The organism is Streptomyces marokkonensis, from assembly GCF_008312835.1.
In the GTDB taxonomy this organism is placed as follows: domain Bacteria; phylum Actinomycetota; class Actinomycetes; order Streptomycetales; family Streptomycetaceae; genus Streptomyces; species Streptomyces marokkonensis_A.
In genome coordinates this window covers 1-15143 of record NZ_VSKS01000041.1, presented here as the reverse complement: position 1 = coordinate 15143, position 15143 = coordinate 1, and the positions used below count along the sequence as shown (strand labels likewise).

2 protein-coding genes and 2 pseudogenes are annotated in these 15143 nt (G+C 74.6%); all 4 read left to right on the top strand.

The annotated features are described in order from the left end of the window. Positions 1-9: 9 nt before the first annotated feature. A pseudogene (locus tag F1615_RS35195) lies at positions 10-7887 on the top strand (SDR family NAD(P)-dependent oxidoreductase); the annotation flags it as partial. Positions 7888-7993: 106 nt separating this feature from the next. After that, on the top strand, positions 7994-9061 hold the full coding sequence (locus tag F1615_RS35190) for a glucose-1-phosphate thymidylyltransferase (RefSeq protein WP_149553103.1): 1068 nt from the start codon (positions 7994-7996) through the stop codon (positions 9059-9061). Then, entirely contained in the window at positions 9058-9840 is a 783-nt protein-coding gene (locus F1615_RS35185) for a futalosine hydrolase (RefSeq protein ID WP_149553102.1), read from the top strand. The genes F1615_RS35190 and F1615_RS35185 overlap by 4 nt, the downstream gene beginning before the upstream one ends. Before the next feature lie 303 nt (positions 9841-10143). After that, a pseudogene (locus tag F1615_RS36940) lies at positions 10144-15143 on the top strand (SDR family NAD(P)-dependent oxidoreductase); the annotation flags it as partial.

Below are 15143 nucleotides of genomic sequence, written 5' to 3'. Positions count from 1 at the left end.
GAGCCGTCGGTGCCGTTCCTGTCGACGGTGACGGGTCGGTGGGTGGAGTCGGCGCAGACGGATGCCGGGTACTGGTATCGCAACCTGCGCCAGACCGTGCTGCTGGAACCCGTCATCGCCGCGTTGGTCGCCGAAGGCCTCGGCGCGTTCGTGGAGATGAGTCCGCACCCGGTGCTGACGGTTCCGGTCGCGGAGACCGTCGAGGCCGCGGGGTCGGACGCGCCGGTGATCGGGTCCCTGCGCCGTGGTGAGGGTGGCCTCGACCGCCTCTACCTGTCGTTGGGGGAGGCCTGGGCGCGGGGCCTGCGTGTCGGCTGGAGCCCGGTCTTCGCGGGGTTGTCGCCGCGCCGGGTCGACCTGCCGACGTATGCCTTCCAGCGCAGCCACTACTGGCTGGAACCGGTCGTCCCGCGCCAGGGTGCCGATGACGTGAGCTTCGGCGGCGTCGATCCGGTCGACGACGGGTTCTGGGCCAGCGTGGAGAACCACGACGTGGATTCCCTCGCCGAGAGCCTCGGGATCGAGGACGTGCGGTCGCTCGCCGAGGTCGTTCCCGCGCTGTCCTCGTGGCGGCGTGACCGGATCAACCGCTCCACGCTGGACGGCTGGCGGTACCGGGTCGCTTGGCGGCCGCGTGCCGAACAGGCCGCGCGCGTCGAGGAGCTGCCCGGCACCTGGCTGATCGTCGTGCCCGCCGGACACGAGAGCGACCCGGTGGTGCGGCAGGTGGAGCAGGCGGTCGAGGCGAGGTCCGCCGGGGCGCTGCTGCTGGTCGCCGGGCCGGAAGCCGCCGAACGCGACCGTATGGCCGCACTCGTGCGCGGTCGCATCGAGGGTGTCGGGATCGGCGGTGTGCTCTCGCTGCTGGCCCTGGACGAGTCGCCCTGGTCCGCCGAGGGTGTGCTGCCCACCGGACTGGTGCTGACCACCGCGCTGCTCCAGGCGGTCGGTGACGCCCGGGTCGACGGGCCCGTGTGGTGCGCGACCCGCGGTGCCGTCTCGGTGCACCGGGGCGACGCGCTGCGCACCCCGCTCCAGGCGATGTGCTGGGGACTGGGCCGGATCGCGGCCATGGAGTACCCGCAGCGCTGGGGCGGCCTGATCGACCTGCCCGAGACGCTGGACGCCCGAGCGGCGCGCCGGCTGGTCGCCGCGTTGTCGGGGACGCTGGAAGAGGACCATCTGGCGGTACGGCCCTCGGGGCTCTTCGCCCGCCGGCTGGTCCGGGCCGGTGAGGGCCCCCGGCCCGACGGCGACTGGAGGCCGTCCGGCACGGTCCTGGTCACCGGTGGCACCGGTGGACTCGGCCGGCACGTCGCCCGCTGGCTGGCCCGCGGCGGCGCGGAGCACCTGGTGCTCGCCTCCCGGCGCGGCCCGGACGCCCCCGGAACCGATGAACTCGTGGCTGAGCTCACCGAGTTGGGTGCCCCGGCAACCGTTGTCGCCTGTGACGTCGCCGACGCCGACGCGGTGCGGCGCCTCGTCGACGACCTCCCGGGCGGGGGCACACTGACCGCCGTCGTGCACACCGCGGGCATCATCGACGACGGACTCATCGACGCGTTGACCCCGCAGCGGGCACACGGCGTCCTGCGGCCCAAGGCGGACGCGGCGCTCGCGCTCGACGCGGCCACCCGGCATCTCGACCTCGACGCGTTCGTCCTGTTCTCGTCCATGGCGGGCACCCTCGGCGGCCCCGGCCAGGGGAGTTACGCGGCGGCCAACGCCTTCCTCGACGCCCTGGCCGCGCGCCGCCGGGCCGAGGGCCTGCCCGCCACGTCGGTCGGCTGGGGCACCTGGGCCGGCGGCGGCATGGTCGGCGAGGAGGTCGCGGAACGGCTGCGCCGCGACGGTGTGCCCCCGATGGACCCCGAACTGGCCATCGCCGCGCTGCAGAAGGCGCTCGACCAGGACGAGGAGTTCCTGATCGTCGCCGACGTCGACTGGAAGCTCATCACCGCCCGCGCGTTCGCCGCGCTGCGGGAGTTCCCCGAGGCCCGCGCGGCCGTCGTGGCCGACAGCACGGAGCAGAAGGAGACCGACGCCGTCGACGGGCCGCCGCTGGCCCGGCGGCTGGCCGCCCTGCCGCCCGCCGAGCGCCGTTCGGCCCTGCTGGCCGAGGTCCGCACCCAGGCCTCCGCGGTGCTCGGCCACGCCGACGCCGAGGCCGTGCCCGACGGACGCGCCTTCCGCGACCTGGGCTTCGACTCGCTGACCGCGGTCGAACTGCGCAACCGGCTCGCCGAGGCCACCGGGCTGCGCCTGCCCGTCACGCTCGCCTTCGACCACCCGTCGGCGAGTGCCCTCGCCGCCCACCTGGACGGTGAACTGTTCGGCGCGGACACGACCGCCGACGACCTGCCCCGGCCGCCCATGGCGGCCGTGGACGACGACCCGGTCGTCATCGTCGGCATGGGCTGCCGCTTCCCCGGCGGGGTCACCTCCCCGGAGGAACTGTGGCGGCTGGTCGCCGACGGCACCGACGCCATCACTCCCTTCCCCGCCGACCGCGGCTGGGACGTCGAGAGTCTCTACGACCCCGACCCCGCCCGCATCGGTCACTCCTACGCCCGGCACGGCGGGTTCCTGCACGACGCCGACCGGTTCGACCCGGCGTTCTTCGGCATCGCGCCCCGGGAGGCCGTCGCGATCGACCCGCAGCACCGGCTGCTGCTGGAGACGTCCTGGGAGGCGTTCGAACGCGCCGGTATCGACCCGGACCGGCTGCGCGGGGCTCGCGCGGGCGTGTTCGTCGGCTCCAACTACAACGACTACGGCAGCCGCGCCCGACGGGCCCCGGAGGAGCTGGAGGGCTACCTCGCCACGGGCAGCGCGAGCAGTGTCGCCTCCGGCCGCATCGCCTACACCTTCGGCCTGGAGGGACCGGCGGTCACCGTCGACACGGCCTGTTCCTCGTCCCTGGTCGCCCTGCACCTCGCCGTGCAGGCCCTGCGGTCCGGCGAGTGCGAACTCGCCCTGGCCGGCGGCGTGACCGTGATCTCCACCCCCGACACCTTCGTCGAGTTCAGCCGGCAGCGCGCCCTGTCGCCCGACGGCCGCTGCAAGGCGTTCGGCGCGGACGCCGACGGAGCGGGCTGGGCCGAAGGCGTCGGCCTGCTCCTGCTGGAGCGTCTCTCCGACGCCCGCCGCAACGGCCACCCCGTGCTCGCCACGGTGGCCGGGTCGGCCGTCAACCAGGACGGCGCCTCCAACGGGCTGACCGCGCCCAGTGGACCCGCGCAGCAGCGCGTCATCCGGCAGGCCCTCGCCTCCGCCGGGCTGTCCCCGCGGGACGTGGACGCCGTCGAGGCGCACGGCACCGGCACCACCCTCGGCGATCCGATCGAGGCGCAGGCCCTGCTCGCCGTCTACGGAGCGGACCGGCCCGCCGAACGGCCGCTGTGGCTGGGCGCGCTGAAGTCCAACATCGGGCACACGCAGGCCGCTTCGGGCGTCGCGGGCGTCATCAAGATGGTGATGGCGATGCGCCACGGCGTCCTGCCGCGCACCCTGCACGCCGAGCAGCCCTCTCCGCACGTCGACTGGTCCTCCGGGGCCGTCCGGCTGCTGCACGAGGAGCGGGACTGGGCCTCCGGCGGCACCCCGCGCCGCGCGGGCGTCTCCTCGTTCGGGGTCTCCGGCACCAACGCGCACGTCATCCTGCAGGAGCCGGACGTCCCCGAGCCCGCGGAACCGGCCGCCCCGGCCGGCCGGACCCCCGGCGTGCTGCCCTGGCTGCTGTCCGCGCGCGGCACCGCCGCCCTGCGCGCCCAGGCCCGGCGTCTGCTCGACCACCTGGTCGGCCACCCGGACACCGTCCCGGCGGACATCGCCCTGTCCCTGGCCACCACCCGCGCCCACCACGACGACCGGGCGGCCGTCGTCACCGACGACACGGACGTCCTCACCGAGGCGCTCACCGCCCTCGCCGACGGCTGCGAGCACCCGCTGCTGGCCACGGACCGGGCCCGCGGCGGCAAGGTGGCGTTCCTGTTCTCCGGACAGGGCGCCCAGCAGGCCGGCACCGGACGGACCCTGTACGAGCGGTACGAGGTGTTCGCCGACGCCCTCGACGAGGTCTGCGCCCACCTCGAGGCGCACCTCGACCCGCGGCGCGACGCGCATCTCGAACTGCCGTTGCGTGACGTCCTGTTCGCGGACCCGGGCACCGAGGAGGCGGCCCTGCTCGACCGCACCGCCTACACACAGGCCGGGCTGTTCGCCGTGCAGGTCGCCCTGTACCGGCTCCTGGAGAGCGTGGGCGTGCGGCCCGACGCGCTGCTCGGCCACTCCGTCGGGGAGATCGCCGCGGCCCATGTCGCGGACGTCCTCACCCTGGAGGACGCCTGCCGGCTCGTCGCCGTGCGCGGCAGGCTCATGGGCGGGCTTCCCGCGGGCGGTGTCATGGTCTCCGTCCAGGCCGGCGAGGACGAGGTGACCCCCCTCCTCGCGGCGCACGAGGGCCGGGTGGCCGTGGCCGCGCTCAACGGCCCGCACGCCACCGTCCTGTCCGGCGACGAGGACGCGGTCACGGCGGTCGCCGCCGAACTGGCCGCCCGGGGACGCAAGACGCACCGCCTCAACGTCAGCCACGCCTTCCACTCGCACCACATGGACGGCATGCTCGACGCGTTCACCGCCCACACCGCGCACCTCCGCTCCGGCCGGCCCGCGCTGCCCGTCGTCTCCACCGTCACCGGCCGTCCCGTCACCGCCGACGAGCCGTTCGACGGCGGCTACTGGGTGCGCCAGGTCCGCGACGGCGTCCGCTTCCACGACGGCGTCCGCGCCCTGGAGGAACAGGGCGTCACCACCTATGTCGAGATCGGCCCCGGCGGCGTCCTCACCGCGCTGGCCGGCGACTGTGTCGACGGCCCCGCCACGCTCGTGCCGACGCTGCGCCGCGACACCGAGGAGGAGACCTCGCTGACCTCCGCCCTCGCCCGGCTGCACACCCACGGCCACCGCGTCGACTGGGACGCGTGGTTCGCCCCCACCGGCGCCCGCCGCACCGACCTGCCCACCTACCCCTTCCAGCGGCGCGGCTACTGGCTGGAGGCGACCGGCCCCGACACCCACCGCGCCGACCTCGAACCCGTACGCCACCACCTGCTGACGGCCGCCGTGCCGCTGGCCGAGAGCTCGGCCACCGTCCTGACCGGCACCGTGTCCGTGGACGGCCGGCCCTGGCTCGCCGACCACGCCCTCGACGGCCGGATCCTCTTCCCCGGCACCGCGTTCCTCGACCTGGCCATGGAGGCCTGCGCCCACACCGGGGCCGCCCGCGTCACGGACCTCACCCTGCAGGCCCCGCTCGTCCTCCCCGAGAACGGCGCCGTCCACCTCCAGGTCTCCGTCACCGCACCCGACGACAACGGCGACCGTGCCCTGACCGTGCACTCCCGGCCCGCCGGCCGCGACGACAGCACGCCCGGCGCCTGGACCCGGCACGCCGAGGGCACCCTCGGCGACACCCGCACCGCCGGCGCCCCGGCACCCCTGCCCGCCGAGTGGCCGCCGCCGACCGCGAGCCCCGTGGAGGTGAGCGGGCTCTACGAGCGCATCGCCGCCGGAGGCTTCGCCTACGGACCCGCCTTCCGCGGGCTGCGTGCCGCCTGGCGCGACGGCGACACCGTGTACGCCGAGATCGCCCCCGAGGACGGCGAACACCTCCAGGGCACCGACCGGTTCCGCATCCATCCCGCCCTGCTGGACGCCGCCCTGCACACGGTGGCCCTCGCCGCCGACGGGACCAGCGGCACGGTCGTCCCCTTCACCTTCTCGGACGTCACCGTGCACCGCGCCGGCCCCACCGCCCTGCGCGTCCGCCTCACCCCCGTGGCCGAGCACACCTATCGGGTGACCCTGCTCGACGGCTCCGGACAGCCGGTCGCCGACATCGACGCCCTCGCGCTGCGCCCCGTGGACACCAGTGCCCTCCCCGCCGCCCCCGGCCGCGGAGCACTGCACCGGATCCGCTGGACACCCGCCGCACCCGGTACGGCCCCGGCAGGGACCTGGCACCTTCTCGGCGACACGGCCCTGGCCCTCGCGGACGCCGTCCGCCACGCCGGCCCCGCCGCCCTGGTGACGGCCACCACCGCGACGGCCGTACCCCACACCGTCCTCGCCGCCGTGCCGGAGACCCACCAGGAGACCGACCTCGGCGCCGCGACCCGGAACACCACGGGGCACGCCCTGCGCCTGGTCACCGAGTGGCTCGCGCAGGACGCCCTCGCCGGTTCCCGCCTGGTGGTGCTCACCCGCAACGCCGTCACGACCGGCCGCGACGACGCACCGCGCACCGATCCCGCCCAGGCCGCCGTCTGGGGTCTGCTCCGCGCGGCACGCGCCGAGAACCCCGGACGCTTCGCCCTCGTCGACCACGACGGCAGCCCCGCCTCCCTGGACCGGCTGCCGTCCGTACTGGCCCTCGGGGAGAGCGAGATCGCCCTGCGCGACGGCACCGCGCTGACGCCGCGGCTCACCCGGGTCGGCCCGGCCGGCACACCCGCCGACGCCGCCGGTCCCGTACCCGGCGAGGGCACCGTGCTGGTCACCGGAGCCGGCGGCGTCCTGGGCCGGCAGGTCGCCCGCCACCTGGTCACCGCGCACGGGGTCCGTTCCCTGGTGCTCGCCGGCCGGCGCGGCGCCACCGCCGACGGCATGCCGGAGCTGCGCGAGGAGCTCACCGGACTCGGCGCCCACGTCACCGTCGCCGCCTGCGACGTCGCCGACCGCGACGCCCTGACCGCGCTGCTCGGAGCGGTGCCCGCCGACCGTCCGCTGACCGCCGTCGTCCACACCGCCGGCGTCCTCGACGACGGCATCGTGCAGTCCCTCACCCCCGAACGCGTCGACACCGTGCTGCGCGCCAAGGCCGACGCCGCCGTCCACCTGGAGGAGCTCACCCGCGACACCGGCGCCGACCTCGTCCTGTTCTCCTCGCTCGCCGGCACCCTCGGCGGCGCGGGACAGGGCAACTACTCGGCCGCCAACGCCTTCCTCGACGCCTTCGCCGCACGCCACGACGCCCCGGGACGGCGGATCCGTTCACTCGCCTGGGGCCTGTGGGCCGAACGCAGCGGCATGACCGGCACTCTCGGCACGTCCGACCTGCGCCGCATCGCCCGCGGCGGACTGCGCCCCATGGACACCGGCCACGCGCTCGCCCTGCTCGACCTGGCGCTGCGCGCGCCGGAACCCTGGTACGCGCCCGCCGACCTCGACCCGGCCACCCTGCGGGCGTCCGACGGCACGGTGCCCGACCTGGTCCGCGACCTCGTCCAGGACCGCCCCCGGCGCCCGGCCGCGACACCGGCGGCCGACACCCCGGAGGCACCCGCCGACGGCGGTCTGCGGGCACGTGTGGCCCGACTCGCCCCGGCCGACCGGCACGCCGCCGTCCTGGACGCCGTACTCGCCCAGGCGGCCCTGGTCATCGGGCACGACAGCCCCGACTCCCTCGACCCCGAAGGAGGCTTCCTGGACAGCGGGTTCAACTCCCTGACCGCCGTCGAGCTCCGCAACCGCATCGGCGCCCTCGCCGGCGTACGACTGCCCGCGACCCTGATGTTCGACTATCCGACGCCGGAGCGGCTCGCCGCGCACCTCCTGGAACGCATCGCTCCCGCCGACCGGCCCGCCGACGCCTCGCTCCTCAGCCAACTCGACTCCCTGGAAGCACAGTTCACCGGAACCACGGTGGACGGCACGCTTCAGGACCAGCTCCGCGCCCGGCTGCGCCGCCTCCTGGACCGCCTGGACGGCGCCCCGCTGCCCGACCCGGCCGGCCTCCCGGCGACGGCGACGGCCGGCCCGGACACCGACGAGGTCTCCGACGACGAACTGCGCGCCTTCCTCGAGGGCGACCTCGACGAGGCCTGACCCCGGGCCCCGGCCGTCCCGGCCACGACCACGACGTCCCGGCCGGGACGGCCGCCGCTCCCACGCTCCTCCCACCCCTACCCGTCACCCGTGATCTGGATGGAACATGAAGGCTCTCGTGCTCGCGGGGGGATCCGGTACGCGGCTGCGACCGATCACCCACACCTCCAGCAAACAACTGGTCCCGGTCGCCAACAAACCGATCCTCTTCTACGGCCTCGAAGCCATCGCCGAGGCGGGCATCACCGACGTCGGCGTCATCGTCGGCAGCACGGCCGCGGAGATCCAGGCCGCCGTGGGCGACGGCTCGGCCTTCGGCCTCGACGTCACCTACATCCCGCAGAGCGAACCCCTCGGGCTCGCCCACGCCGTCCTCATCGCCCAGCCCTTCCTCGGTGACGACGACTTCGTCATGTACCTCGGCGACAACTTCGTCCTCGACGGCATCGGCGACGTCGTCGACGAGTTCCGCAAGGACCCCCGCGACGCGCACGTCCTCCTCACCCGCGTCGGCGACCCCACCGCCTTCGGCGTCGCGGTGACCGACGACCACGGCAACGTGGTCGACCTCGAGGAGAAGCCCCGCCGCCCGCGCAGCGACCTCGCCGTCGCCGGCGTCTACCTGTTCACCACCGCCGTCCACGAGGCCGTACGGGCCATCCCGCCCTCCGCCCGCGGCGAACTGGAGATCACCGACGCCCTCCAGTGGATGATCGACCAGGGGATGACCGTCCGGTCCACCGTCATCACCGGCTACTGGAAGGACACCGGCAACGTCACCGACATGCTGGAGGTCAACCGCACGCTCCTCGAAGGTCTCCAGCCCCGCATCGACGGGTCCGTCGACGCGGAGAGCGAGATCATCGGGCGCGTCAGGATCGAGGCGGGCGCCGAGGTCCGCCGCTCCCGCATCGTCGGCCCCGCCATCATCGGCGCCGGCAGCGTGGTCACCGACTCCTACATCGGCCCGTCCACATCGGTCGCGGAGGAGTGCCGCATCACCCACAGCGAGATCGAGTACTCCATCGTGCTGCGGGAGTCGTCCTTCGAGCACATCAGGCGCGTCACCGCCTCGCTCGTCGGCCGCAACGTCAAGGTCACCCTGACACCGCGGCTGCCCGCCGCCCACCGCCTCGTCATCGGCGACCACGGGCAGGTCCAGATCTCCTCATGAACCCCGTCCGCCTCCTCATCGTCACCGCGGTCGACGCCGAACGCGACGCCGTCGGGCACGGCCTCGGACCCGCCGCCCCCGTCGCGGCCCCCGGCCCGCCGGGCCGCGAACTGCTCCGCCTCACCTGCGACGAGGGCGTCCCCCGAGGGGACACCCGGCAGGTGCCGTCGGCCCGCCGCCGCCCGCTGACCGTGGACCTGCTGGCCGGGGGCGTGGGCCCGGCCGCTGCCGCGGCCGCCACCGGCGCCGCGCTCGCCGTGGCGGCCGTCCACGACGAGCCGTACGACCTCGTCGTCTGCGCCGGCATCGCGGGCGGCTTCGCCCCCGTCGCCCCGACGGGCTCCGTCGTCGTGGCCGACCGCGTCATCGCCGCCGACCTCGGCTGCGAGACCGCCGACGGGTTCCTGCCCGTCGACGCCCTGGGCTTCGGAACCAGCGAGCACGCCTGCCCGCCGCACCTGTCCGCCGCCGCCGCCCGCGTCCTCGGTGCCGTCCACGCGCCGGTCCTCACCGTCTCCACCGTCACCGGCACCGAGGAGAGGGCCCGGACGCTCCAGCAGCAGCACGGAGCCGCCGCCGAGGCCATGGAGGGCTTCGGCGTCGCCGAGGCCGCAGCCGCGCACGGGATCCCGATCCTGGAAGTCCGTACCGTCTCCAACGCGGTCGGGCCCCGCGACCGCGCCGCCTGGCGCATCCCCGACGCCCTCGCCGCGCTCCGCGACGCCTTCGCGGTGCTCAAACCCGTCCTCAGCCACGGCGCCCCACCCCCCTGCAGCTGACCGCGCGGCCCCGAACTCCCCTACTCACGTACGCCGTTCGGGGCCCCTCCGCACCGTGGGCACGGCACCGCGGGCACTGCTCCGGCCTGCGCGAACGACCGGCCGCGACCGAACTCCAAGCGTTTCCCCAGAGAACCCCGCCGGGCGCCGGAAAAGCCCCTCCGCCCGGGTCATGCTGTCCCCACCGCACGCGGAGCACACCGTCGGACCCATGCCCACCGGGCGCCCCGGGCCGACGCGCTGCGCCCCGGCGCGCACTCCGTTCCGTCACCGAACCGAACAGCATGGGGGCAGTCCATGACGAATGAAGCGCAGCTTCGGGACTACCTCAAGCGGGTCACCGTCGATCTCCACACCACCCGGCGCAAGCTGCGCCAGGTGGAGGCCCGCGAGCAGGAGCCCGTCGCCATCGTCGGCATGAGCTGCCGGCTGCCCGGCGACGTGCGCACACCGGACGACTTCTGGGACCTCCTGGTCTCCGGGACCGACGCGGTGACGGACTGGCCCACCGACCGCGGCTGGCCCGCCCCCGAAGCGGAGTCCGGCCCCGACGGCGACCGCCGCCGCGGCGGCTTCGTGCCCGACGCCGACCGCTTCGACCCCGCCTTCTTCGACATCTCCCCGCGCGAAGCCCTCGCCATGGACCCGCAGCAGCGCCTGCTGCTCGAAGTGGCCTGGGAAGCCTTCGAACGCGCCGGCATCGACCCGACCACCCTGCGCGGCAGCCGTTCCGGCGTCTTCGTCGGATGCAGCGACCAGGGCTACGCCTCCGGCCTGCGCGAGGTCCCCGACGACGTCCGCGGCCACCTGCTCACCGGCAACTCCATGTCCGTCCTCTCCGGCCGCGTCGCCTACGCGCTCGGCCTGGAGGGCCCGGCCGTCACCGTCGACACCGCCTGCTCCTCCTCCCTGGTCGCCCTGCACCTCGCCGCCCAGTCACTGCGCTCCAGGGAGTGTTCCCTCGCGGTCGTCGGCGGCGTCACCGTCATGTCGGGGCCCGGCGCCTTCATCGAGTTCGGCCGGCAGGGCGGCCTCTCCGGCGACGGCCGGTGCAAGGCCTTCTCCGACGACGCCGACGGCACCGGCTGGGCCGAGGGCGCCGGCACGATCATCGTCGAACGGCTCTCCGACGCCCGCCGCAACGGCCACCAGGTGCTCGCCGTGCTGCGCGGCAGCGCCGTCAACCAGGACGGCGCCTCCAACGGCCTCACCGCCCCCAACGGCCTCTCCCAGCAGCGCGTCATCCTCGCCGCCCTCGCCAACGCCGGCCTGCCCGCGACCGATGTCGACGCCGTCGAGGCCCATGGCACCGGCACCGCCCTCGGCGACCCCATCGAGGCCCAGGCCCTCCTCGCCACCTACGGCCAGGCCCGCTCCGACGAGCGTCCGCTGCTGCTCGGCTCCGTGAAGTCGAACATCGGCCACACCCAGGCGGCCGCCGGCGTCGTCGGCGTCATCAAGTCCGTCCTCGCCCTGCGCCACGGCGTCCTCCCGCCCACCCTGCACGCCGACCGCCCCTCCACCCACGTCGACTGGACCGCCGGAAACGTCAAGCTCCTCCACGAGGCCACCGACTGGCCCCACACCGGCCACCCGCGCCGCGTCGGCGTCTCCGCCTTCGGCCTCTCCGGCACCAACGCCCACGTCCTCATCGAGCAGGCGCCCGAGCCCACCACGGACGAGCCCGCCCCCGACACGGCCCCGCGCGCCCTGCTGCCGGTCCTCCCGTGGCTCCTGTCCGCCCGGGACGAAGAGTCCCTTCGCGCCCAGGCCGGCCGCCTGGCCACCCACCTGACCGCACACCCGGACACGGACCTCTACGACCTGGCCGCCTCCCTGGCCACCACCCGCACCTCCTTCGAGCACCGGGCCGTCGTCCAGGGCGGAGACCGGGCCGAACTGCTCGCGGGCCTGGCCGCGTTGGCACGGGGCGGCGAGCAGTCCGGAACCCGCACGCTCGTCGGAACCACCCGGGAGGGCAAGACGGCGTTCCTGTTCTCGGGTCAGGGCGCGCAGCGGCCGGGTATGGGCCGTGAGCTGTACGAGACGTTCCCGGTGTTCGCGGAGGCCTTCGACGCGGTGTGCGCGCAGGTCGGTGAGGAGCTGCGGGAGGCCGTCTTCGGTGACGACGCCGAGCGGCTGAACCGTACGGAGTGGACGCAGCCGGCGTTGTTCGCGGTCGAGGTGGCCCTGTTCCGGCTTGTGGAGTCCCTCGGGATACGCCCGGACTTCCTGGTCGGTCATTCCGTCGGTGAGATCGCTGCCGCGCATGTGGCGGGGGTGGTGTCGCTGGAGGACGCGTGCGCCCTGGTGGTGGCGCGTGGCCGGCTGATGCAGGAACTGCCGTCCGGTGGCGTGATGGTGGCGGTGGAGGCCGCCGAGGCCGAGGTGCTGCCCCTGCTCGAGAACCACGCGGGCGAGGTGTCCATCGCGGCGGTCAACGGCCCCCGTGCCGTCGTGGTCGCAGGCGCCGAGGCCGCGGTCGAGCAGGTCGTCTCCGTACTGAAGGAGCAGGGCCGCCGCATCAGCCGTCTGCGGGTCTCGCACGCTTTCCACTCGCCGCTGATGGATCCGATGCTGGATGCCTTCCGCGAGGTGGCCGAACGCGTCGACTACGCACCTCCCTCGATTCCCGTCGTGTCGAACGTGACCGGACAGCTGGCCGTCGAGGGTGAGTTGGCGTCCGCCGAGTACTGGGTGCGTCATGTCCGTCAGGCCGTACGGTTCGCCGACGGTGTGGGTGTCCTGGCGGCCGAAGGCGTGACGCGTTTCCTGGAGATCGGCCCCGACGGCACCCTCACCGCCCTCGCTCAGAACTGCGCCCCGGACAGCGACGCCCTGTACGTACCGGTACTCCGCGGCAAGAGCCCCGAGGCCCACACCCTCATGACCGCGCTGTCGCTCTTCCACCTGCGCGGCGGTGCCGTCGACTGGAACGCCCTCCTGCCGGGTGCCCGCACGGTCGAGCTGCCCACGTACGCCTTCCGCCGTGACCGGTACTGGCTGGAGCGCTCCTACACCCAGGACGGCTCGGCCGCCACCGATTCCGGCCCGCACCACCGTGTCGTCTGGCGCACCGTGGCCGGCCTCCCCGAGGGCAAGCGCCTGTCCGGGCGCTGGCTGTTCGTGCGGCCCGTCTCCCTGGAGGGCGACGACGGCTGGGACGGCGCCCTGACCGAAGCACTGGCCGCCGCGGGCGCCGAACTGGCCGTCGTCGAACACCACCGTCTCGACACACGGGCCGAGTTCGCCCGCCGCATCGCCGCCGCCGCCGAGGACGGGCAGGTGAGCGGGGTCGTTTCCACGCTCGCCCTCGCACACGGGGAGAGCGAGGGGGTGCCCCTCGGAGTCCTCGCCACTGCGGTGCTGACCCAGGCACTCGGTGACGCCGGCGTCGGCGCCCCGGTGTGGACCCTCACCCGTGGAGCCGTCACCGCCACGGCGGACGATCCCGCCCCGGATCCCGACCAGGCCGCCGTGTGGGGTCTCGGCCGCGTCGCCGCGCTGGAACACCCCGATCGCTGGGGCGGCCTCGCCGACCTCCCGCTCACGCTGGACCGGCGTTCGGCCACCCGGCTCGTCGCCCTTCTCGCCGACGGCGAGCGCGAGGACCAGGCCGCGGTCCGCCCCGGTGGGCTGCTCGGCCGCCGTCTCGTCGCGGCGCCGGTCCGGGCGGAGGCGGCGTGGCAGCCCGCCGGTACGGTCCTGGTGACCGGGGGCACCGGCGCGCTCGGCGCCAGGGTCGCCCGGTGGGCGGCCCGGAACGGCGCCGCGCACCTGGTCCTGGTCAGCCGCAGCGGCGACCGGGCGCCGGGAGCCGAGGAGCTACGGGCGGAACTGCGCGAACTCGGCGCCGAGACGACGTTCGCGGCCCTCGACCTGGCGGACCGTTCCTCCCTGGCCGCGCTGCTCGAAGCGCATCCCGTGGACGCGGTCGTCCACACCGCCGGTGTACTGGAGGACGGAGTCCTCGACGGTCTCACGCCGGGTGCGTTCAGCAGTGTCTTCGCCGCCAAGGTGACAGGCGCCCGCCATCTGGACGAGCTGACCCGGAACCGGGATCTCTCGGCCTTCGTCCTGTTCTCCTCCTTCGCGGGCACTGTCGGCTCGGCCGGGCAGGCCAACTACGCCGCCGCCAACACCCTGTTGGACGCCCTCGCCGAGCGGCGCAGAAGCGCGGGCCTGCCGGCCACGTCGATCGCCTGGGGTCCGTGGGCGGGCGGTGGCATGGCCGCCGACGCGGACGCGGAAGACCGCCAGCTGCGCGGTGGTGTCGGTCTGCTCGACCCCGACCAGGCCCTGGACGCCCTCGCGGCCTGTGCCGGGGACGCACCGGCCGCCACCCTCGTGGCGGACATCGACTGGGACCGCTTCGGCCCCGCCTTCACCGCCGTCCGTCGCAGCCCTCTGCTCACCGAGGTGTTCCGTGCGCCGACCGGGCCCGGGACGAGGGCCGAGACCGTCACCACCGGACTGCGCGCCCGTCTTCAGGACCTCGATCCCGAGTCCCGTCGGCGCGCACTCCTGACCGAGGTCCGCGCCCGTGCCGCCGCCGCTCTCGGACACGATGGTCCGGAACAGGTGGGTGCGGACAGGGCGTTCCGTGATCTGGGCGTGGACTCGCTGATCGCGGTGGAGCTGCGCAACGTGCTGGCCGCCGCCTCGGGTGTGCCCCTCCCCGCGACGGCCGTCTTCGACCACCCGACGCCCCAGGCCCTGGCCGCGTTCCTGTACGCCGAGCTGTTCGGGGACGACGTCGTCACCGCGGTCGGCGCGGAGAGCAACACCGTGGTCGCGGTGGACGAGCCGGTGGCGATCGTGGGGATGGCCTGCCGTTTCCCGGGTGGCGTGGAGTCGCCGGAGGACCTGTGGCATCTTCTCGCCGACGGCCGGGACGGCATCGGCGACTTCCCCACCGACCGTGGGTGGGACCTCGACCTGCTCTTCGCACCCGACCCCGACAACCCGTACGCCAGCCACACGGCACGGGGCGGTTTCCTGTCCGGTGTCGGTGGTTTCGATGCGGAGTTCTTCGGGGTGTCGCCGCGTGAGGCGTTGGCGATGGATCCGCAGCAGCGGTTGTTGCTGGAGGCGTCGTGGGAGGCGGTGGAGCGGGCGGGGATCGATCCCGTCTCGTTGCGGGGGAGCCGTACGGGTGTGTTCGCGGGGACCAACGGTCAGGATTATCCGGCGTTGTTGAGTTTGTCGGAGGGTGACTTCGGCGGGTATGTGGGCACGGGGAACGCGGCGAGTGTGGCGTCGGGTCGTGTGTCGTATGTGCTGGGTCTTGAGGGTCCGGCGGT